The sequence below is a fragment of the Xanthomonas sp. NCPPB 1132 genome, from assembly GCF_056629235.1.
The window spans coordinates 4,884,262-4,908,283 of record NZ_CM152819.1; the positions used below are offsets into that span (position 1 = coordinate 4,884,262).

Annotated in this window: 6 protein-coding genes; 1 reads left to right on the forward strand and 5 read right to left on the reverse strand. The window is 66.2% G+C overall.

Annotation, left to right across the window (positions count from 1 at the left end; genetic code table 11):
- The first annotated feature begins 71 nt into the window (after positions 1-71).
- Positions 72-1,172: an alginate lyase family protein gene (locus AC1G9L_RS21020; protein ID WP_481069880.1), complete on the forward strand. Its 1,101-nt coding sequence runs from the start codon at positions 72-74 to the stop codon at positions 1,170-1,172.
- 243 nt (positions 1,173-1,415) lie between these two features.
- Here AC1G9L_RS21020 and AC1G9L_RS21025 read toward each other — a convergent pair.
- The 5 genes from AC1G9L_RS21025 to AC1G9L_RS21045 all read right to left on the reverse strand — a co-directional run bounded on the left by AC1G9L_RS21025 (position 1,416) and on the right by AC1G9L_RS21045 (position 24,010).
- Positions 1,416-2,521, reverse strand: a protein-coding gene (locus AC1G9L_RS21025) for an IS3 family transposase (protein ID WP_481069175.1) whose coding sequence is annotated in 2 segments (ribosomal slippage) — positions 1,416-2,263 and positions 2,263-2,521 — 1,107 coding nt in all. Because the reading frame shifts where the segments join, the coding sequence is not laid out codon by codon here.
- Between the two features lie 296 nt (positions 2,522-2,817).
- Positions 2,818-3,252: a hemagglutinin repeat-containing protein gene (locus AC1G9L_RS21030; RefSeq protein ID WP_481071210.1), complete on the reverse strand. Its 435-nt coding sequence runs from the start codon at positions 3,250-3,252 to the stop codon at positions 2,818-2,820.
- A gap of 654 nt (positions 3,253-3,906) precedes the next feature.
- A complete protein-coding gene (locus AC1G9L_RS21035; protein WP_481069881.1) occupies positions 3,907-9,060 on the reverse strand; it encodes a hemagglutinin repeat-containing protein in 5,154 nt (1,717 codons plus the stop codon).
- A gap of 297 nt (positions 9,061-9,357) precedes the next feature.
- Positions 9,358-9,888 (reverse strand): contact-dependent growth inhibition system immunity protein, encoded by a 531-nt coding sequence (locus AC1G9L_RS21040; protein WP_481069882.1) that lies wholly within the window; start codon positions 9,886-9,888, stop codon positions 9,358-9,360.
- A 1-nt stretch (position 9,889) separates the two neighbouring features.
- Positions 9,890-24,010: a hemagglutinin repeat-containing protein gene (locus AC1G9L_RS21045; RefSeq protein WP_481069883.1), complete on the reverse strand. Its 14,121-nt coding sequence runs from the start codon at positions 24,008-24,010 to the stop codon at positions 9,890-9,892.
- Between the last annotated feature and the right edge of the window lie 12 nt (positions 24,011-24,022).

Here is a 24,022-nt window from a genome sequence, read left to right on the forward strand (position 1 = left end):
GGGCCATCCGGCGTTCACCGCATCGCGCCTACAGTCGCCCGATACCCTCGCCAGCGCTTCCGGAGATCGCCATGCTTCGCTCATCGCACGCCGTTCTCGGCGTGGTGCTTGCCGGATTCGCGTTGACCCACAGCACGCCCGCCGCCGCGGTGCAGCGGCTGTGGCCGACCGCAGCGCAATGGCAACAGCTGCACGCACCGGCTTCAACCGATGCAGCCTGGCGCGAGATCGAGGCGGCGCAGGCCCGGCTGGCCGATGCGGCACGCGCGCAGGGCGCACATCCGCTCGAGACCCTGAGCACCGGCGGCCGCCTGCGCGGCGATCCAGTGAAGGCGGCGACCGAAACCAGCCTGGGCGACATGCCGCGTATCCAGGCGCTGGCGCTGCGCTACGCCCTGGACGGCGAGCGCGCCGACGCACTGGCCGCCGGCGACCAGCTCGCGCAATGGGCTGCGCACAATGTGCCCAACGGCAATCCGATCGACGAAACCGGGCTGGAACCGGCGATCTTCGCTTACCGCATCGTGCGCCCGGCGTTGCCAGACGCACAACGTCGCGCCATCGACGCGTGGATGCGCAAGATCGCCGACGCCGAAATCGGTTCGCGCGACCTCAAGCGCAAGACCGCCACCAACAACTGGCACAGCCACCGGCTGAAGACCGTGGGCATGATCGGCGCCGCGCTCGACGATCAGCGCTTGCTGGACTACGCCCGCACCGGCTTTCGCCAGCAGATCGCCGACAACCTGCTGCCCGACGGCCGCAGCATCGACTTCGTCGAACGCGATGCGCTGTCCTATCACGTCTACGACCTGCGTCCGCTGGTGACGCTGGCACTGCTGTTCTCCGAACGCGGCGAGGATCTGTACCACTGGCGCGCACCGAACGGCGCATCGCTGGCACGCAGTGTCGACTGGCTGCTGCCGTATCTGCGCGGCGACCGCAGCCACGCCGAGTTCGTCGGCAGCCAAGCGCCGTTCGACAAGGCCCGCTCTGCCAACGGGGAAGCGGGCCACGTGATCGGCGCGCCATACGCGGCCGAGAGCGCGGTGCCGCTGCTGGTGCTTGCGGCGGCCTACGATCCTGCTTGTGCCGGCCTGGCCCAACACCTCGGCCACGGCACGCCGTCCTGGCGCCTGGCGATCAGCACCTTGCCGGATTCGCCGCACTAGCCCCGTCACACCCGCCGGCATCGGGATGCCGGCGCTCAGCCACGGCATTTACGGAGGGCTGCGGCAGCGCGGCGCGTCTCGATACGCGCGATTGCGCAACTCACCGCGCGGCACAGCGGCGCGGGAGGTGGCCGAGCGTTTTGGCCGCATCCGCCCCTTCGCCCCCCTACTTCCGAGGGGCAAGGGAGGAACCGAGCCCCTCTCCCCGCGGCGACGTCCCCCCGCTTTCAGTAGCGGGGCTCTTTAGAGTCCGGGTTTCATCGTAGCGGCTTTGGCTGCTAGCTGTTGGGCATAGGCGGCCGGGGGCAGGCCGCCCAAGATCTTCTTCGGTCGCTCCTCGTTGTATTCCCGTCGCCAGGTCTCGATCTCGGTGCGGGCGTGCAGCAGCGTCGGGAACCAGTGCTCGTTGAGGCATTCGTCGCGCAGGCGGCCGTTGAAGCTCTCGATGTAGGCGTTCTGGTTCGGCTTGCCTGGCTGGATCAAGCGCAGCTGCACACCGCGCTCGTGGGCCCACGTCACCATCGTCTTGCCGCAGAACTCCTTGCCGTTGTCGGTGCGGATCACCTGCGGCAGACCCCGTGTCAGCGCCAGCCGATCCAGCACCCGGGCCACGCCGTGACCAGAGATGGCCCGCTCCACCTCGATCGCCACTGCCTCGTGCGTGGCATCGTCGACGATGGTCAGGGCCTTGAGCACCCGGCCCTCGGCGGTGCGGTCGAACACGAAGTCCATCGACCAGACCTGGTTGGCGGCTTCAGGCCGAAGCAACGGCTGGCGCTCGCCCAGCAGCACCTTCTTCCGCTTGCGCCGGCGCACCTGCAACCTGGCCTCCTGATACAGCCGTTCCACCCGCTTGTAGTTCACCGGCCACTGCTCCTGCCGCAGTTTCAGATAGATCATCCCGACGCCGTAGCGCTTGTGCCGCTGCGCCAGCGCCAGGATCCGCTCGCGCAGCTCGACGTTGCGATCCGGACGCGGGACGTAGCGCAGCGCGCTGGCGCTCATCCGCACCACGGCCAGAGCCCGTCGCTCCGTGAGCCCGCGCTCCATCAGCTGCCGCACCAGCATCCTGCGCGCCGGTGCGGTCACCACTTTTTTCGCAGGGCATCCTTGATGACGTCGTTCTCGAACAGCTGCTCGGCCAGCAGCTTCTTCAGCCGCGTGTTCTCCGCCTCCAGCTCCTTGAGCCGCTTGGCCTCCGGCACGCTCATGCCGCCGAACTTGCTGCGCCACAGGTAGTAGGACGCCTCGCTGAACCCGTGCCGCCGGCACAGGTCCTTCACCGCCACGCCGGCTTCGGCCTCACGCAGAAAGCCGATGATCTGCTCTTCGGAAAAGCGCTTCTTCACGTCCAATCTCCGTCTCGTTGGGGATTGGACTCCAAATCGCCGTGCTACTCAAAACTGGGGGGACGTCGATGGAGAAGCCGCTGGACTTGCTCGACTGGCTGGACTGGTTCACCGTGTCCTGTGCCGCGAGCAGCGCGATGTCCTTGGCCGCCAGGGTCAGGTCCTTTCCCGCTGCAACATCAGGAGGCATCGATGGTCAGTTGATCGCCGGCACTGATCAGCAGATTGCCGTTCTTGGCACCGACCGCGGAGGCCACCTGGGTGGTACTCTCGGTAATGCTGTCGCTACTGCTGCGCTACTTGCCGTAGCCGAGGCTGGCCACGCCGCCGGAGAAGCTGGCGCTGAAGCCGGATTTCTTCTGGGCGCTGTTGTGCGCCTCGCTGCTCTGGTCCTGCGCCGAGACGATGGCCACATCGTTGCCGGCCACCAGGCGCGCGTCCTGCTGGGCCAGCACGGTCGAGCCGACCACGGCGATGTCGTTGCCTGCCTTGATCTGCACGCTGCCTGCGTCCAGCGAGGTGCCGACGGCCAGGCTGTCGTGCCACTCGTCATGCGTGGTGGTGGTCTTGCTGGACAGGAAGCCGGTTTTCTTCTTCTGCATGTCCTGCACGGCGTCGTGCTGCTCCTGCGCGGCGAGCAGGTTGACGTCGTTGCCGGCGGACACCGCCAGCGCACCGGTCTCGGTGAACGCCTTGGCCGCGGTCAGGTTCACGTCGTTGCCCGCCTGCAGGGCAACGTCGCCGCCGGCGGTGAACTCGCTGCCGTGGACGGTCTCGTCGCGGGGTGCTGGTGGTCTGCTTGAAGCGCTTGCGCGTCTCCTCGGTGCTGCTGCCGAGGTGGTTGCAAGCTACCGCCGACGGAGATGCTGGAGCGCGATTCGCGCCTTGTTTGCTGGCTTTCCGTTTAGATTAGCAATCCATTGTAGTCATGCATATATTCTTCAACCTCTGAAAGGGTCCATATGTGACCATCTAGCTTATCTACACGAACGATACCTCCTGCCCTCTCTTCGACGCCGCCCATCACATCAAAATTAAAGCAGAAAGGTAGATCAGGAAGCATCCTTTCTATTTCCGAAATACTTATGTTGTTATTTGAAGCATATTTTCTTCCGATATTTAAACATTCGGACACAGTAAGTAAGCGAGAAGTCTTGTAACACATTGGTATACTAAGGCAATTAAAACCTTCCGACCTCAAATCAACAATTATTCTAACCAAACTTATTCTATCCACTTTAACGCCAAAATAACCAGATATGCATGCGCCCTCTTTATATTCAAAGCTTTTATCATACAAACTCAGGAATCTAAGCTTTTTTGAAGAAATCGATCCTGAGCTGTACAAGTCACAATAAATTGGATCCCTAAAAATACTCATACTTTTATGGCTTGATTATTAACGAGTTTCCAGTCAAAACGGATTTTAGATCATCTACTGGAACGGAGTACGAAGACCCTACCCCTAGAGGCCATGGATCTCGTATGTACGCCCTCCCATTAGAAATTTTGTCAACGACTATAGCATGAATACCTCCTGTGGAAGTTTCAACATTAGCAATAACCAAAGATCCTTCCATTGTAGATTCTGATATTAAATCAACAGTTATATTTTTAACATGTCTCACTTCACCCTCAAACCCGAGATCGGTTAGTCCTTTTGGCACATCAGAAAGTGCAGTACCGGATTTGTCCGTATTAATCGCATTTCGCACATATGCCTCTGGAATATCTCCCATTCCTGTCGCCATTCGACAGCTGGCGGCAACACAAGACGACGGATTTAATTGACCAATAACAGCACTTGAGGGTTCATAAGATCCAATTCTACTTTTGTCAAATACTCCCTCTCCACTGCCCGCACGGCTCAGGGTTACCGCATCTGCTGCGCCCTCATTTACAACAGGCTTCAGTTCTCTGTACGCGGCAATCAGCTCGTCTGCCGTAAAGGTAGTTCCCGCCTTTGCTGCGACCGTGCCGGCTTCGCCTGCCGCCCCTGCAGGAATAAGGAGGCTAAGGATGTCGATCCCGACCTTGCCTTGGGTTCTCCCCTGCTCATACAGATCATAGATATCCCAAGAGCCGAGCGCTCCGGTGGCAGCAGCCGAGCCGATCGCTGAAGCGTAATCCTTCACACCATGCAGCAGGCCAGCGCCTTGATCGAGACTTCGATCCATGTAGGCACCGATCCCGTTTTCCTGAAGATAACTAAGATCGTTGTAACTGCTCTTCAAACGCTCGTAAGGCGTCATGCTCCAAACAGCTTGGGCTATTCCAGTAATGGTCTCGCCCACTCTCGCTACCGAGCCCACTTGGGTTCCAAGGCCGGTTAATGCGGTTCTCAACAACGCATCCTGCGCCGCATCGCCCACAGGAACATTACCCAGGTACGTCTGAAGATGGAGTGCTGCGTCGCTGCAGTTACTACCCGCCATCGCACAGGCGATCTTGTGCTCAACATCCTGCGTGGTGGTATGGGTCACCACACTGGACTCTAACGTCTCGTTATTGCGGGTACCATTCAGCGCGTGGATCGTGCCGGCATTCTCTGCCATCCAAGAAATGTAGTCGGCTTGATGCGCTTTTTGGTCCTCGGCTGCGTTGAGCGCATCTGCTAGTGCTGTCTGGCATGCCGCACTTGCTCGATCAACGCAAGCTTCTTTAAGCGCTTCGTTCCTCTCGTTGGATTTGACTTCGTAGCCGGCAGCCACTCCACACGACTCGCCCGTCTGCGCGCACTCCAACGCCGCCTTCAGATATTCCATCCGCTCAGCGTGATTGAGATAGTTGTTCACCACCTCGTTGCTGGCCGTCGCGGCACCCCCGGTGCCGCCCGCCACCGCACCCGCCGCTGTCGATGCCAAGGCGGTCAACGTGTCCGCCAACGGTCCGGCAACGCCTGCCTCCCGCAGCGCGGTTGCCACGGCGGGCGCGGCGAGCGTTCCTGCAGCGGCGCCGGTCGCACCCTCTAGCCCGCCTGTAAGTCCACCGACGACGGTATGCGCCAGCACGCGCAAGCTGCCGTTGTCGCCCCACTGGCTTTCCAGTTGGTCGGCCTGTGCGGTCAGTTGCGCCTTCTGGTCGGGATCGGTCGTGTCATTGGCCTGCCGACGTAGGTCTGCCGCCTCCGTCATCTTCTTCTCGGCGTAGTCGCCAATCACATGCGTGGCCTGCTGCCCGAACGTCGCCGTGATCTGCGCCTGCGCCGCCGCCTGCTCCTGCAACTTCTGCCCGTCCCATTGCTTGGTCAGGCCGTTGGCGTCATCGCCCGTAACGACATCGCGCTTCAGGCCCGCCAGCGCGTCCGCCACACTCTTGCCGGTCTTTGCTTGCTGCCCCGCTTCGTCGGTGATGACCAGCGCCCCGTCACTGATGCCGCTGTGCGTGGTGGATTGCGAATTCCCGCTCTCATGACCATAGCCGGCAGCGGTCCCGGAAGTGCCAGTCTTGAAGTTCTGCCACGACCAGTTGCTGCCGTTGCCCGTCGTCGGCGCCGTTTGTCCATCTGCACCCTTGGCTTTGTCATCCGATCCTGAACCGCCATAGCTGTATCCGCCCGACAGGCTTATGCCCTTGGCGTCGTAGCTGCTGGTGTTGGCGATGTCGCTATAGGTCAGCGTGCCGGTGCTCAGGCGGTTCTTGCCTTGGTCGATCGCGTCCTGGCTGCTGGCGATCACCGCGCCCTTCAGGTCGGTGTTGCCGCCCACGGTGATGTCGAAGCCGCCCTTGCCAGCCTGGATGCCGCTCTGCTCGGCGACGCTGGCGTAATCGCCATTGACTTTGTTGCTGCTGTAGCTGGCGCTGGCACTGAACCCCATGCCGAACGTGACGCTGCCACCGATCGACTTGTCCTTGCTGGCGTAGGTGCTTGTCTCCTGCAGGCTCTCGATGTTGAGGTTGCCACCGACGTCGGCGATCACCTTGTCCGCGGAGATCTGCGCGCCCTTGAGCGTGGTGTCGTTGCCGCTGACGATCGTGGCGTTGTTGCCCGCAGCCACATGGCTGTTGGTGTAGCTGACATCTTCGCCATTAGCCTTGCCACGCGCCCCACTGGCGCTCAACGTCACGCCCGCCGCGAACCCATCAGCGCCATAGGTGATCGCAACGCCGACGGCGGCGCTGCTGCTCTTGCTGGTGCTGTGCTGTTCGGCCGTGTTCTTCGCCGCCTCGATGGTGACATCGTGATCGGCGGCCAGTAACAGGTCATGGCCAGCGGTGACGTCGCTGCCGCGTACCAGCAGGTTGCTCGCATCGCCGCCGCCAGTAGCGATCAGATTGACGTCGCCGCCGGCCTGTAGCTTGGAGCCCTTGGCCTGGTCCGCCGACTGAGTGCTCTTGCTCTCGCTCTTGCTGCCACCCACCGTCACGGCAATGCTGATGTTTGCCCCTTGCGCAGCGCTCGCGGCACTGCCGCTGGCCAGTGCGCTTCCGGTCTGACTCAGCGAGCTGGCGGCGCCATAGGCGCTGTAGGCCGCGGACCCCGCCGCCAGCGCCTGCATGCGCGCATCGCCACTGACTTTGGAGCCAGCCTTGGCCGTGTCGTAAGCGGACTGGGCCAGGTTCAGCGCTGCGGAACTGAGCGTGATCGACAGGCCACCTTGGCTGAACTTGCTGCGCTGCTCGGCATCGGTGGTGTCGTGGACCTCGGTAATGGCAATGTCCTTTGCCCTCACCGTGATGTCGCCGGCATTGGCCAGCACGTCGCTGCCGGTCTGCGCGTAACGATTGCCCGCAACCAGCGTGACGTCGACCTCCACGCTACCGACCGTGCTGCCCACATGCGTCACATCGGCGGTGTCGGCATTGTTCTGGATCTTCTGCGTGCCGAAGGTCACGCCGATGCCGCCGCTGCCGAACATGCCGGACTTCTTCGTTTTCTTCTCGTGTTCCTCGCTATGCGTGTTCTGCGCCGTCTCCAGCGTCAGGTCGTTGCCCGCAGCAACAACCACATCGCCGGTGCCGGCGACCTGCGCGCCTTGCGAGAGCAGGTCGTGGCCGGCCGCGATCTGCACGGTGTCGCCACTGAGCGTGGTTGCCACCGCGGTGCTGTCGTGCCACTCGTCGTGCGTCGTAGTGGTCTTGCTGGACAGGAAGCCGGTTTTCTTCTTCTGCATGTCCTGCACGGCGTCGTGCTGTTCCTGCGCGGCGAGCAGATTGACGTCGTTGCCGGCGGACACCGCCAGCGCACCGGTCTCGGTGAACGCCTTGGCCGCGGTCAGGTTCACGTCGTGGCCGGACTGCAGGGCGATGTCGCCGCCGGCGGTGAACTCGCTGCCGTGGACGGTCTCGTCGCGGGTGCTGGTGGTCTGCTTGAAGCGCTTGCGCGTCTCCAGGGTGGTGCTGCTGTCGACCGTGGTCAGCGTGGTGCTGTTGAGGTCGTGGCCGGCGACCACCGCCAGGCCGTTGCCGGCGTCGAGCTTGGCGGCGGTCAGGTTGACGTCGTGGCCGGCGGCGATCGCCACGCCGTGCAGTTGCAGGTCGTTGCCGGCCTGCAGGGACAGGTTGTTGCCGACGGTCAGGCTGGTGCCATCGCCGCCACGGGTCAGACCGGACTCATCGCGCAACGCGGTCGGCTGCAGCGTGAGGTTGTTGCCCGCCAGCAGTGCGGCGCTGTTGCCGGCCTGTACGGTGGTGCCGGTGAGGCTGAGGTCGCGGCCGGCCTGCAGCAGCAGGTTGTTGCCGGCAGTGATGCCCGAGCGCAGGTCGCCGCCGGCGAGGGCGTCGCGGGTGGTGCTGGTGAGGTCGCGACCGGCGCTGAGCAGCACGTCGCGGCCGGCGATCTGGCCACCTAGGTTGAGCAGGTCCTGATTGGCCTGCAACGCCACCGTGCCGCTGGACACGATGCGGCCCTGATTGAGCAGGTTGCCGACGTTGGCGCTGACATTGGCGCCGCTGATGGTGCCGGTGTTGCTCAGGCCGGCCGTGGCGTCGAGCGAGACATCGCCGTTGTCGCTGGCCAGCAGCGCGCCGTCGCTGCGCAGGGTCAGCGCGGTCTTCGACGCCAGGTACACCACCGGCACCAGCACCTTCTGGCCCTGGTACTCCTGTTCGACCATCCACACGATGTCGTGGGTCAGCGCGGCGACCTGATCGGCGGTCAGCGCCACGCCCACGCTCAGGTGCAGCGTGCCGGCCTCGGCGACGCCGCCGTCGAGCAGTGCGCGGTACTGGGCCACGCCGTCGGCGTAGTTGCCCAGGTAGCGGCGGCCGGTGAGCTGGGTGATCTGGTCCAGCACCAGGCGCTGTTCGTAGAAGCCGTCGCCCAGGCGGGTCTGGGTCCACTGCGGATCCACGCCGAGCTTGTCCAGCAGGTAGTCGCTGCTGATGAAGTTGTCGTAGTCGACGAAGCGCGGATCGGTCTCGATCAGGTAGCGGCGGCCAGGGGCGCTGGTGTTGGCCTTGACCCCGCCCAGGCCGTTGGCGGCACGACCCAGCGTGTTGACGCTGGCGCCGTTGCTGCCGACCAGGCGGTACAGCCCGCCCATCGGCAGCACGATGTTGCCCAGCGGCGCGCCAACGCCGCCGACCACCTGCGGCACCTGGCCGGTACCTGGGTCGATCTGCTGGTACTGGCCGGTCGCGCCCCGGGCGACATTGTTAAGTTTCTCCGAGTCGAGGATCAGATCCGTGCTAGCACCTAGCAGGCCACCCGGGTGACTTGGCTCTCAAAGAACTGGATTGAGCCTGCGGTACGGCAGATGAAGAAGCTTCACACTTCCTACTTGATAACCTGACCTAGAAGCGCAGTGCCAAAATGATGCGCCACGCCGAGTTAATGAAATCGCCTAAACATCGCTCTGTGGTTCGCAGATCCAAATCCTTCTGGCAGTGAGCCTCTATATGCAACGACTGAAGGCCAACCGGAGACCGGCGCCGATCTCGCCCGGCGTGGCATCATCATTCAATATTACACAATCGTTATCAGATATCCCCTCGCCGCTCCACCCTTCAAGTTTTTCGTGCTTACTTGGAGTGATTGATATTTTATGATCAAATTTTTCAATGTCACAATTTTTCATACTCTTAAATAGTGACTTCCGATTTTTATAATTAAACATCTCGCTCATATTTTTAACCCAATTTTCATAGTGTTGTTTTATGTGTTGGATGTCATATAGTTTTTTGTCAAATTCAACTTCTGGTCGGACAAATAACCCTTCTCGCGGCTCTGCCAGAACAAATCTACTTTTTGAAAGTGCGCCGACAACTGCCTCACCCAATTCCACGTCGCCGACATCCGGCGATAGCACATAGATATTGCCCTTGTAATCTGCCCGAGCACTACGATATCCCGAGTAAGTCTCAATGAAAATGAATTCATCATTTATTTTTGCATTTGCTCTAAATGTTATCTTAACATCACTCATTTTACTTTACCTCAAATATTTTCACTATTACACCATTGTTTTTCCCATATTCAATAGCTCTGCTTATTTCAGCCCACTGCTCCGCAGTTGTATTGGAAGGTATGGCCACTTGCAATTCGCGAGTCGCTATTTGGCTCGATTTCAGCGAAACCCCACTTAGCCCATATTTACTAAAATCCTTGATTGCATCAATGTTTGACTTAAGAGAAGAATAAACCTGTGCTGGATTCGCGACCTTCGCAGCTGTTGTCGTATCTAGCGTTTTGGCACTCACAGCAAGCCCGGTTACATCGTCAAAGAAGTCAAATGTCTTGAAGTTCTGAGGGAGCCGTGATTCTGCAGGCAGCTGAGTCGCGAGATAATTTTCCCAAGGCATACCTTGCCCTTTAATTCCTTTACCCCACTCGATCCCAGTCTCCGCGCGGCTCAGCGTACTACCAATTGTCCTTCCAATGCCTTCTTCAACAACGGTCGCTACGCCGCCAGATGGAAGAGCCGGAGTGAGGCTATGGCCCCCTGTTGCGCCACCTGAAGCTATCTCAACGGCACCGATACCCACCAAGTTGCAGGCATATGGGTTACTGAGGCATGCAGTTATAACAGCCGGGGTCGCGACGACGCCGACTGCAGCTCCACCACCAAGTACAAGGCCTGCGGCAGGTACCGCCAGCACACCCCGACCAGAGGAACCGATCTGCGTATCCGCAAACGTCAGCAATTCCGGGCTGTAGTTCGCCTGCAGGGTATACTTGTGAATACCCGCCTGATAGAGGCTGTTGTAAACAGTGAGGAAATTGTCAGGACTGGACGCCAGTTCGTTCCCATACAGATGGAAGTTGTTGTATTCCGCGTCGGTCGCCTGGAACGCACGCTCCCCAGCATAATCGTTGGTATTGGTACTGAGGAATGCTTGCGCACTCTCATCAACTTTAGTGTTCCCAATAAGTCCATTGATCTTTGCATCCACGCGCGCTGCTGCTTCCACGGTCAGGCGACGTGTTGCTTCCTCTTCGCTAATTCCTTCCTGCAAAGCGAATGTCGCGGCGTTCTGACGGATCCAGGTCACCTCTTCCGGATGCAACTGCCGGTTGAATCGATCACCCGATAGCGCCGTGTTGGCTCCGTCCTGTCCGCCCAACACACCGCCGATCGCCGCGCTGCCCAACTCCATCAGAGCGTTGTACGTTTCCTTGTCCGTCACCCCGTGGGCGACCAGATAGTCCGACATCGCGCTCTTGGCAGCTTCAGCGCCAGCAGCGGCTGCAGCACCTTGCAACGCGCCGTCACCGCCCAGTGCGGCCACGGCGGCGCCTGTCAAGCCATGCAGCAGTACCTTGTTCGCTCCCCCATCGCTCCACGACTCAAGACGGGCTTGTGCTGCTTTTCGAGTCTCCTCGTCCGGGGCATTAATCAAGTCCTGCTGTGCTTTAAGTTGCATCGCCGAGGCAACATCGCCCGCTACACGGAACCCGACTTCGCCAGCCACCGCGGCCAACTCCTTCTGCTCGGCGATCTTCTTCTCGTCGAAGATTTCCTTCAGGCCCGACTGCTGCAACTCGGTGGTCTTGCGGTCCAGGCCCGACAGCGCCGCGGTGTCGCCGTTGCGCACCTCCACTGTGCCAGCGGCGATGTCGCTCTTGGTGGTGCTACTGCTGCTGTCGCTGCTGTTACCCAGCATGCTCAGCCCGGTACGCGCAGCAACACTGACCATGCTGCTTCCGGTCCCACCGCCGACCGACACGCCACTGCTCTTGTACTCGGCCTTGTTCTGCAGGTCCTCCACCGTCAAACCGTTGGTGGACAGACGGTTCTTGTCAGCGTCGGCGGTACTGGCGATGGCGGCGCCAATGAGATGGGTGTCGCCGCCGACGGTGATATCGAATCCACCGTTGCCGGCCTGGATGCCGCTCTGCTCCTTGACGCTGGTGTAGCTGCTGTTGACCTTCTGCTGGCTGTAGCTTCCACCACTCCCGGAGCCGGTCGCCAGGGTCAGGCTGGCCTGCTGCTGCTTGCTCTTGTAGTCGTTAGTGTCCTGCTCGCTCTGGATCAGCAGGTCGCCACCGACCTTGGCCAGCACGGTGTCGCCGATCGCTTGCGCGCCCTTGATCGTGGTGTCGTTGCCGCTGGCCAAGGTCAGCGTGTCGTTGGCCGTGACCACGCTTTCGGTGTGGAGATTGCTGTTGCCCTTGGCGTTGCCCTTGCCGGCCGACACGGTCAGGTAGTAGCCGGTCGTTGCGCCGACGCTGACACCGATCTCGCCGCCGGCGTTCTTGTTTTCCGACTTGGTCGTGTTGGTTTCCTGCTGACTCAGCAGGTTGAGGTTGTTCGCCGCCGCCAATGCGACGTTGTCGCCGGCGATCTTGCTGCCGATGACGTTGAGATCGCCACCCGTGGCCGCGATGGTCACATTGCCGTCGCTGAGGATGCGGCTGCCGCCGGTGGTCTCTTCGTGGGTCGTCGTCTTGCTGGACGAGCTGCTGGCACCGATGCCGATGCGCAGGCTCACGCCGGTGGCATTGGCCGCTCCCTGGGCACCATCGGCTGACGCCTCACCGGTTTTCGTCATGTTGCCGGCAACTGCTTCGCCGTTGTAACCCTTCAGGCCGTTGCTGGCCAGACCAGCCGCATCGCCGATCGCGTAACCGGCCTTCGCCGCGTAGAGCGCCTTGAGGCGATCGTCGTCTACATCCGAGCCACGCTTGACCGCCCCATACGCGGTTTGCGCCGCATCGACCAAGCCACCGGTCAATCCAAGGGTGATCCCCGCACTCTGCTGCTTGGACGTCTGCACCGTATCCACACGGTTCTCGACCGCGGCGATTGTCACGTCCTTGCCGACGATGGCGGTGCCGGTCTTGCTCAGCACGTCGCTGCCGGTGATCGCCACGGCATTGCCGGCGGTGAGGGTGACGGAGCCATCGGTACTGCCGACCAAGCTGCCGCTCTGGCTCACCTCGGTGGTGTCGAGCGTGTTGGTCTGCTTGCTCGCACCCAGGGTGACGCTGAAGCCGCCGCCGCTGTAAAGACCGGTCTTCTTGACCTTCTTGTCGTGCTCCTCGCTGTGCGTGTTCTGCGCCGTCTCCAGCGTCAGGTCGTTGCCGGCTGCCACCATTACGTTGCCAGTGCCAGCGACCTGCGCGCCTTGCGAGAGCAGGTCGTGGCCGGCCGCGATCTGCACGGTGTCGCCGCTGAGCGTGGTCGCCACGGCTGTGCTGTCGTGCCACTCGTCATGCGTGGTGGTGGTCTTGCTGGACAGGAAGCCCTTTTTCTTTTTCTGCATGTCCTGCACGGCGTCGTGCTGCTCCTGCTCGGCAAGCAGGTTGACGTCGTTGCCGGCGGACACGGCCAGCGCACCGGTCTCGGTGAACGCCTTGGCCGCGGTCAGGTTCACGTCGTGGCCGGACTGCAGGGCGATGTCGCCGCCGGCGGTGAACTCGCTGCCGTGGACGGTCTCGTCGCGGGTGCTGGTGGTCTGCTTGAAGCGCTTGCGCGTCTCCAGGGTGGTGCTGCTGTCGACCGTGGTCAGCGTGGTGCTGTTGAGATCGTTGCCGGCGACCACGGCCAGGCCGTTGCCGGCGTCGAGCTTGGCGGCGGTCAGGTTGACGTCATGGCCGGCGCTGAGCACCAGGTTGCCGCCGGCGGTGAGCGCCTGCTGGTCGATGTCCTGGGTGGTCGTGGTGGTGACGACCCTGGTCTTGCCCTGGCGGGTCTGGTCGGTGACGGTGCGGCTGTCGCCGAGCACCGAGGTCACGTTGAGATCGTGCCCGGCCGCGGCGATCAGATTGCCATCGGCCTTCACTTGGGCCTGGCGGATGGTGAGGTCGTTGCCGGCGGCCAATTGCAGGCTGCCGCCGGTGGCGATGCTGGTGCGCACCGTGGCCTTGCCGTTGGCGTCGGTGACCGGGGTCAGCGACAGGTCGTGCCCGGCCTGCAGGGCGGCGTCGCCGCCGGCGGCGATCGCTACGCCGTGCAGTTGCAGGTCGTTGCCGGCCTGCAGGAACAGGTTGTTGCCGACGGTCAGGCTGGTGCCGTCGCCACCGCGCATCAGGCCGCCGTCATTGCGCAGGGCGGTCGGCTGCAGGACCAGGTTGTTGCCCGCCAGCAGCGCGGCGCTGTTGCCGGCCTGCACGGTGGTGCCGGTCAGGCTGAGGTCGCGGCCGGCCTGCAGCAGCAGGTTGTTGCCGGCAGTGATGCCCGAACGCAGGTCGCCACCGGCGAGGGCGTCGCGGGTGGTGCTGGTGAGGTCGCGACCGGCGCTGAGCAGCACGTCGCGGCCGGCGATCTGGCCGCCGAGGTTGAGCAGGTCCTGATTGGCCTGCAGCGCCACGGTGCCGCTGGACACGATGCGGCCCTGGTTGAGCAGGTTGCCGACGTTGGCGCTGACATTGGCGCCGCTGATGGTGCCGGTGTTGCTCAGGCCGGCCGTGGCGTTGAGCGAGACGTCGCCGCTATCGCTGGCCAGCAATGCGCCGTCGCTGCGCAGGGTCAGCGCGGTCTTCGACGACAGGTATACCACCGGCACCAGCACCTTCTGGCCTTGGTACTCCTGTTCCACCATCCACACGATGTCGTGGGTCAGCGCGGCGACCTGATCGGCGGTCAGCGCCACGCCCACGCTCAGGTGCAGCGTGCCGGCCTCGGCCACGCCGCCGTCGAGCAGCGCGCGGTACTGGGCCACGCCGTCGGCGTAGTTGCCCAGGTAGCGGCGTCCGGTGAGCTGGGTGATCTGGTCCAGCACCAGGCGCTGCTCGTAGAAGCCATCGCCCAGGCGGGTCTGGGTCCACTGCGGATCCACGCCGAGCTTGTCCAGCAGGTAGTCGCTGCTGATGAAGTTGTTGTAGTCGACGAAGCGCGGATCGGTCTCGATCAGGTAGCGGCGGCCGGGCGCGCTGGTGTTGGCCTTGACCCCGCCCAGGCCGTTGGCGGCGCGACCCAGCGCGTTGACGCTGGCGCCGTTGCTGCCGACCAGGCGGTACAGCCCGCCCATCGGCAGCACGATGTTGCCCAGCGGCGCGCCGACGCCGCCGACCACCTGCGGCACCTGGCCGGTGCCCGGATCGATCCGCTGGTACTGGCCTGGCACGCTGCCGGCGGTCAGCACCGCCTGCGCGGTGCCGGCCTGGACCTGGCTGCGGCCGCCGCTGCCGGCGCCGCCGAGCTGGGCCTGCACGCCGCTGGCCTGGACCTGGGACGCATTGGTGTTGCTGCCGCCGACCAGGGTGGCCTGGCCATCGTCGATGCGGATGGCACCCAGGCTGGCGGTGGCGATGTGGTTGCCGACGTTGGCCTTGGTCGGCGTCGCAGCGGTCTGCGCCTGCACGGCGATACCACCGGCGCCGTCGGCGCTCATCGTGCCGTACCGGTTCAGGGCACCGCCCTGGGTGGCGTTGAAGGACGCGCCCCCGATGCTGCGGCCGTCGCTGCCGACGGCGCCGTTGCTGATGGTGGCGCCGCTGATGGACACACCCTGGCCGCCGGTCATGTTGGCGGCGAGGGCGATGTAGCTGGTTGTGCTGGTGGATGATCCCTTGTCTTCGCTCGACTCTTCGTAGTAGCAAATCACCTTCTTGCCGGCCGGGTGCATGCAGTCGTTGGTGATGGCCGTGACGATGTGTTCGTAGTCCTTTTGCTCGACCTTGCGGTTCAACGCGAGTGCCTGATTAAGCACGGACTCGTTGCCGACAATCATCCCGTCCGAGAGACCGCCCACACTGCGTTGGTTGACACCCAATACGCCCGCTGCCGCGATCGTGGAAACGTTGTTGGAAACGCTGCCCGACAGGAAAATGTTGCCGCCAGCGGCGATTCTGCCCTCGGCGCTGGCCGCCAGCAGCCGCTCCTGCTCGATCACGTTGTAGCTCCGCCACACACCCGGCGACTTTCCTGTGTACGGCTGCTGCGCAGACGCTCCATCCGCGTTGCGAATCTTGGTGTGCGTCAACTGTTCATCGGGCATGCCCGCGTTGGCGCTGGCCTGTTCCTGTGCCGACAGCGGGCCGGTCTGCGTGCTCAGCACCCGCCGCCGGTTGTTGATCTGATTGGCCGCGATCAGGATGCTGCCATCGGCCTCGATGCTGCCGGAGACGTTGTCCAGCGTGCCGGTGCGCGCGGTGAGGGTGCCGTTGCCGTCGCGCGCGGCACCGATGGCGATGTTGCCAAGGCTGAAGATCTTCGCGTCGCGGTTGACCAGTTGGTCGCGCACCAGCAGGGTCATGCCGCTGGTGGCACCGATCAGCGCACTGCCATAGGCGGCGTTGTCGGTAGCGCCGCCCAGATCGGCGCCGTTGACCAGGGTGCCGGTGTCCACCAGCACGTTGCCGCCGACCACGCTGCCGGTGTTGGACACCGACCCGGCCGTGACCTGCAGGTTGCCGCTGGCGGAGAGGTCGCCGGCGTTGGTGACGCTGCCGCCGGTGTTCACCTGCACGTTGCCCGAGCGCATGCTGGCGCCGGCGAGATTGCTGATGTTGCTGGCGTTGATGCCCAGGCTGCGCCCGGCCTGCATTGTGGAGGCGTTGACGAAGTTGCCGCCTACCGCCAGGCGGAAGTCGCCGTTGCTGGTGATGTCGGCACCGGCGCGGTGGGTGTAATCGCTGCGGATGGTCAGGTCGAGCAGGTTCTGGCCGAGGATGCTGCCGCCGCCGTCGAAGCCGACGGTGTCGATGACCACGTCGCCCGCACCGCCGGCGCTGCTGCCGGCGCCGATCTGCCCGCCGCTATTGCTCAGGCTCTGCAGATTCAGGCGCACCGCCTGTTCGGCCTTGATCCTGCCGTTGCGGTTGTCGAGCGTGGCGCCGCTCCGCTGCAACAGCATGCTGGCGCCGGCGTAGACGCTGCCGCCCTGGTTGTCGAGCGCATTGGTGTTGGCGACCAGGTCGCCGCCGGCCACCAGTTGCCCGCTGCCGTTGGCGATGCTGGCGGCGTCGAGCGCGACGCTGCCGCGCCCGCCCAGGCTGCCGCCGACGTTGCGCAACTCGCCGCCGGTGGTGAGCCGGGTCAGGCCGCCGCCGTTGTTGACGATGCTGCCCTGGCTGTTGTCGATGCGGCCGCCGGACAGGGTCATGGCGTTGCCGCTGTCGAGCTGGCCGCCGCTGTTGAGCAACGCGCCGGTGACCGCGACGCTGAGATCGCGCGCGGCACCGATGCGGCCGCTCTGGTGGTTGTCGAGTTGGCCGCGCGCGGTCAGCGCCAGGTCGCGCCCGGCCTGCACGGTGCCGGCGCTGTTGCTCACGTTCTCCGCACCGAGGGTGAGGTCGGTGCTGGCGCCAAGCAGGCCGCCATCGTTGGTCAGCGCATGCGCCAGGTCGGCGCGCAGATCGCCACCGGCACCGTTGACGTTCACCGCCTGCAGCGTGCCGCCGCGGTTTTCGAGACTGTCGGCGCGCAGCACCAGGCTGCCGCCGGTGGCCTGCACCACGCCGAGACGGTTGTCGAGCGCGCCGCTGCCCAGTTGCACATTCAAGCCGCGTGCGGACACGCTGCCGCCGATGTTGCCCAGGCCGGCCGCGGTGACGCTGGCATCGCCGGCCGCGGCGATGGCGCCGCCCTGGTTGTCGAGCGTGTTGCCGGTGCTGAGCTGCAGCTGGCCCTGGGTCAGGATGCGACCGCCGGCATTGCCGAGGGCGCCGCTGCTGCTGACCGTGAGCGTGCCGCTGCCGGCGTGTTCGATGCGCCCTTGCGCGTTGTTGATCGACGCCGCGCCCAGTTGAAGGTCACTGCCGTTGCTGACCAGGCGGCCGCCGCCGTTGTCGAACGCACCCGTGAGGGCGATGCGGGTGATACCGCTGCCGCTCTGCACCAGGCTGCCGCTGCCGTTGCGCAGCGTCGCCGCGCCCAGGTCCAGGCCCGCCGCCTGCAGCGTGCCGCCGACGCCGTTGAGCGCGCTGTTGTCCAGCGCGCCACCGGCGCGCACGGTGAGCAGGCCGCCGGCGAGCAGGTCGGCGCCGCGGTGGTCCACGTCGCCGCTGGCGGTGAGGGCGACGTCGCCGCCGACGCGGGCGGTGCTGCCGGCCAGCGACAGTTGCGCGGCATCGGCGGCGAGGGTGCCGGCGGCGATCAGACGGCCGCTGGCGCTGAGCGTGCCATCGGCATGCAGGATCAGCGCGCCGCTGTTGCCGAGGCTGCCATCGGCGCGCACGCCCGCCGCCGCCACGCCGCCGATGGCGACGTGGCCGCCGCTCAGGCGCAGGTTGCCGCTGGACAGGGTCTGCCCGGCGTTGTCGATGCGCTGGCCCTGCAGCGCGACGTCCGCACCGCTGACGGTGCCGTGCTGCATCACGCTGGCGTCGCTGCCGAGCAGGACCTGGTTGGCGTTGAGGGTACCGGCCACGGTCAGATCGCCGTGCGATTGCAGATGCAGCGTGGTCGCCGCGCTCAAGGCGCCGCTCTGGTTGAGTGCGCCGCCGGCCTGTGCGCTGAACGCGCCGGCCGAGGCCAGGGTGCCGCCCAGGTTCAGATCGCCCTGGCTGACCAGGGCCACGTCGCCGGTTTCGCTGCCGAGCTGGCCGCTGCTGGCGACGCTGGCTGCCTGCACGCGCAGGGCGCTGCCGGCGATCAGGTCGCCGCGGTTGTCGACCGCCCCATTGGCGGTCAGCGCCAGGCGCTGCACGCCGTAGCTGCGCCCGGTCTGCTGCAGCGAACCGACATCCAGTTGCAGGCGCTGGCGCGCACGCAGCGCGCCGGCGTTGCTGAGCAGGCCGCTCACGGTGAAGGTGCCGTTACCCAGGGCGGCGAGCAGGCCGCTGCTGCTGTTGGTGGCACTGGCGGCGGTCAGGCTCAGGTCGCTGCCGGCGACCACCTGGGCGGCGTTGTCGAGCGCGCCGGTGGCGCGCAGGTCGATGGTCGATGCGGCCTGCACCAGGCCGCCGAGCGCGAGAGCGCCGGTGCTGGTCATCGCCAGCGTGGTGCCGGCGTCGACGGTGCCCTGGCTGTCGATCGCCGCGCCGTTCAACTGCAGCGCGCCGGCACTGTGCAGCACGCTCTGGTTGCCGCTGCGCAGGGTGCCACCGGCTTGCAGGGCGGCGTCCTGGCCGGCGCTGACGCTGCCGTTTACTTGCAGGTCGCGCTGCGCCTGCGCCTGCAATCCCTGCGTGGTGGCGAGTTGGCCGCCAAGCGACAGGTCGCGCCCTGCGCGCAGGTCCAGCGCCTGTGCGCTGAGCGTGCCGGTCTGCAGCAGATCGCCCTGCGCCTGCGCGCTGAGTGCGCTGGCGGCGGCGACGGTGCCGCCCAATTGCAGATCACCCTGGCTGGTCAGCGCGACCTGTCCGCTCTGGCTGCCGAGCTGGCCGGTGCTGGCGATGCGCGCGGCATCGAGTTGCAGGTCGCGCTTGGCGATCAGTTCGCCCTGGCTGTCGATGGCGCCGCTGGCATGCAGGCTCAGCGTGTCGCCGGCGTAGGCCTGGCCGCTGTGCTGCAGATCGCCGACCTGCAAGGTCATGGCCTGGCCGGACTGCAAGGTGCCGGCGTTGGCGAGGGTGCCGGCGGTGGTCAGGGCCAGTGCGCCCTTCGCGGCGAGGCTGCCGCCCTGTGCATTGGCGATGCCGGCGGCCGTCACGGTGAGATCGCGGCCGGCCAGCACCTGCGCGGCATTGGTCAGTTGGGTGCCCGCGGTGAGCGCGACGTCGCGCCCGGCCTGAACGACGCCGGCCACGGCCAGGGCGCCATCGCTGCGCAGCGCCAGATCGGTGGCCGCGTCGAGCGTGCCGCGGCTGTCGAGGCTGCCGCCTTGCAGGGTGATGGCGCTGGCCGCGCTCTGCAGCACCGCCGCGTTGCCGGTGGCGACGCTGGCACCTTGCAACTGCAGGTCGCCGGTGGTCAGGGCCTGGCCATCGATGCGCAGCGCGCGCTGCGCCTGCAGCGTGGCGTTGGTCGCGCTCTGCAGCGCACCGGCAACGCCGACATCGCGACCGCTCAATGCGATGGAACGCGCCTTGGCCACGCCATCCAGGCGCAGGTCGCCCAGCGCGGTGGCGTTCAATGCCTGCGCGGCGATCACGCTGCCGCCCAGTTGCAGGTCGCCCTGGCTGGTGAGCGTGACCTGTCCGTTCTGGCTGCCTAGCTGGCCGCTGTTGCTGAGGCTGCCCACGTCCACCAGCAGGTCGCCACCGGCGATCACGTTGCCGCGGTTGTCCACCGCGCCGCTGCTGCGCAGCGTCAGCGCCTGGCCGGTGGACAGCGTGCCGCTGTGCTGCAGGCTGCCGGTCTGCAACGTCAGCGCCTGCTCGCCGCGCAGCAGGCCGGCGTTGTCGAGCAATCCATCGACGTGCAGATCCAGCCCGCGGCCGGCGGCCAGCGTGCCGGCGGCGCGGTTGACCGCGCTGCCCGCCTGCACCTGCAGATCGCGCCCGGCCACCACGCGGGCGCTGTTATCGAACGCACCGGCGGCGGTCAGCCGCAGGTCGTTGCCGCCCTGGGCGATGCCGGCCAGGCGCAACGCGTCCTGGCTGTGCAGGGTCAGGTCGGTGCCGGCGTCGAGCGCACCCTGGCTGTCGATGCTGCCACCGTCAACAGCGATATCCGCGGTGCTCTGCAGCACCGCGGCGCTGCCGGTGCCGACGCTGGCGCCGCGCAGCTGCACGCTGCCGCCGGCCAGCGCCTGCCCGTCCAGCTGCAGCGCGCGTTGCGCCTGCGCCTGCAGGGTCGACGCACTTTGCACCGTGCCGGCCATGCTCAAATCGCGCCCCGCCTCCAGCTGCACGGACTGCGCCTTGCTGGTGCCGCCGTGCAGCAGATCGGCCGCCGCCTGCAGGCGCAATGCGGTGCCGGCGATCTGGGTGCCGGTCAGTTGCAGATCGCCGGCGCTGACGACGCCGAGCTGTCCATCCTGGCTGCCGAGCTGGCCGCTGCTGGCCACGCTGCCGGCGCTGATCGCCACATCGTGCTTGCCGATCAGGTCACCGCTGTTGGTCAGTGCGGTGGCCGCCTGCACGGTCAACGTACCGCCGGCATAGGTGCGGCCGCTCTGTTGCAGGCTGCCGACGTTCAAGGTCGCGGCCTGGCCGGCCTGTACCAGACCGGCGTTGTCGAAGTTGCCCTGTACGCTGGCGTCGAGCGTCGTCTGCGCGAGCCACTGGCCTTGCGCCTGGTTGCTGGCGCTGGCGGCGGTGAGCTGCAGCGCGCGCCCGGCGAACACCTTGGCCTGGTTGTCGAGGGTGCCGTCGGCCAGCACCGCGACGTCGCGCCCGGCCTGTGCGAGGCCGGCCAGCTGCATGTCGCCCGTGCTGTGCAGGCGCAGATCGGTGCCCGCGTCCAGCGTGCCCTGGCTGTCCAGCGCGGCGGTGTCCACCTGCAGGGCAGTCGCGCTCTGCAGGATGGCGCCGCTGCCCAGTGCGACGCTGGCGGCGTTGACGCCGACGGCGCCGCTCGCACTGGCCTGGCCGTCCACGCGCAGCGCACGTTGCGCCTGCAGTTGCAGGGTGTCGGTGCTCTGCACGGTGCCGGCCACGCCCAGGTCGCCCGCAGCGGCGAGCTGCACGCCGGCCGCACGCAGGCTGCCGCGCTGCTGCAGATCGCCGAGCGCCTGCGCGTTCAAGGCGCCGGCGGCCACGACCACGCCGTCGAGTTGCAGGTCGCCGCGGCTGTTCAGCACGACCTGGCCGCGCTGGCTGCCGAGCTGGCCGCTGCTGGCGAGACTGCCGGCATCGATCTGCACATCGCTGCCGCCGACCAGATCGCCCTGGTTGGCGACGGCGCCATCGACGGTCAGCGTCAGTGTCGTGCCGGCATTGGCCGAGCCGGTCTGCGCGAGGCTGCCGGCGCGCAGGCCGAGCGCACCACCGGCGTACAGCTGGCCGTCGTTGGACAGCACGGTCGCGCTGCTCAGGCTGGCATCGCCCAGGGCCGACAGGTTGGCGCCAGCGGCGTTGCTGACGCTGCTGGCGTTGGCGCTGAGCGCGCCGCCGGCCACGACCTGGGCCTGGTTCTGCAGCACCCCGGCGCTGCTCAGCGCGAGGTCGCCACGCGATTGCACGGTGCCGGCCAGCGACAGGTCGCCGGCGCTGCGCAGCGCCAGGGTCGTGCCGGCATCGAGAACGCCGGCCTGGGCGATGCTGGCGCCGTCCAGCGCCAGTGCGCCACCGCTCTGCACCTGCCCGCTCTGCAGCAACGCGCCTTGCGCATGCAGCGTGGCGTTGCCGCCGGCCGCCAGGGTGGCGCTGCTGCGCAACTGGCCGTCGGCGCTCAACTGCAGGTCGCCATCGGTGCGGACCACACCGTCCAGCGTGGCGTCGCCGGCCGCCTGCAGTTGCGCGCTGCCCGCGCCCAGGGTGCCCGATTGCAGCAAGGCGCCGCCGGCCTGCGCGGTCAGCGCGCCCTTCGCCGCCACCTGTCCGGCCAGGGCCAGGTCGCCGCGGCTGCGCAGGGCGACGTCGCCGCCCTGGCTGCCGAGTTCGCCGCTGCTGTGCAGTTGCGCCGCGTCCACGCTCAGCGCCGCGCCGGCCACCAGGCTTCCGCTGTTGTCCAGCGCCGCAGTGCTGGCGAGCGTGGCGTTGCGCCCGGCGTAGCTGCCGCCGCTGTTGCCGACGCTGGCCGCGTCGATGCGCAGGTCGCGTCCGGCATACAGGGTGCCGGCGTTGTCGAGCGCGCCCGGCGTCGCCAGCGCGATGTCGCCGCCGGCCGAGACCACCGCCCCGGCCGCATTGCCGATCGCCGCCGCGCCCAGGTCCAGGCGCCCACCGGCGCTGAGCTGGCCGAGCGTGTCCAGGCGTCCACCGGCCTGCACGCTGGCGTCCTGCCAGGATTGGGCGAGGCCGGACAGGCGCATGTCTGCGTCGCTGCGCAGGCGCAGGCCGGCGCCGGCGTCGAGCACGCCGGCCGCATCGATCCGCGCCGCCTGCACCGCCAGACTGCCGGCGCTCTGCACGGTGCCGCCTTGCTGCAGCCAGGCCGCTCCGGCCTGCAGCTGCGCCGCGCCACCGGCGTAGGCGCTGCCGCTGCTGCGCAACTCGCCGCTGGCACTCAGCGCCAGATCGCCGCCGCTGTAGAGACTGCCGCCGGCATCCAGCTCCGAGCCGAACAAACTGATGGCGCCGGCGCTGCTGCGCCCGCTGTGCGCCAGCGCGCCGCTGGCGGCGGCGTCGAGCAGGCCGTGGGCGATGGTGTCGCCGCTCAGCGCCAGTTGCGCGGCGCGCAGGCGCACGCCGGCCTGCTGCGAGCCGAGCACGCCCTGCTGGCTCAGCGCGCCGGCCGCGCGCAGGTCGACGTCGTCGCGGGCCACCGCTGTGCCGGCCAGGCTGAGCTGGCCGGCGCTGTCGATCTGCAGGCTGCCGCTCTGCGCGGACAGGGTGCCGCGGCTGACCACGCCCACGCCGGCTTCGGTGGCGATCAGGCGGATGCGGTCGGCATACATGCCGCCCAGGTACGCCACGTCGATGCCGATCGCCGGCGGTGCGCCATCGCTGCCCGGCAGCACGTCCAGCAGCATGCCGTCGTAGCCGATCCGCTGCGCACCAGCGCTGGCCAGCAGGTCCTTGGCCCACACCGCGCCATTCACGCTCAGCTGCCGCGACAGCAGGTCCAGACGGTCGACGTTGTAGGCGTCCAGACCGTTGCTGCCGATGCTCAGCGCGCCGCCGGTGATGGAGAAGCCGTTCAAGGCGCCGTCGGCGCCGAGCAGCGGAGTGCCGGTGGCCAGGGTGACGCGTGAGGTGTTGAGGAAGCCGCAGCCGTCGCAGACGATGCCGTTGGGGTTGGCGATCACCAGTTGCGCCTTGGCCCCGGCGATTTCGGTATAGCCCTGCAGGCGGCTGGTGGTGGAAGTGACTTCGTTGAGGATCAGCGTGGCCGCGCCGCTGTTCTTCAGGTTGTCGTTGCCGGCGATATAGCCGCCCAGCTCGGTCTTGGAGATCTGCGCGCTGTTGTTGAGGATCAGGCCGTTGCTGCCGACGTCGAAGCGCGAATAGCGGTTGTGCGAGACGCCGCGTGCGTTGGGAGCGACGATGTCGACCACCGGCACGCCGTTGGCGGCGGCCTGCTGGCCGGGCTGGCGCCCGTCCGGATTGGCGACCGGTGCGACCTGCGCGTACAGCGGCAGCGAGGTCCAGGTGACGGTGCAGCACAGCAGCGCGGCGAGGCCGCGCTTGAGCGGCTCAAGCAGGCGGTGGCGGCGGTCGTCGGTACGGTCCATGTGCATCGTCGT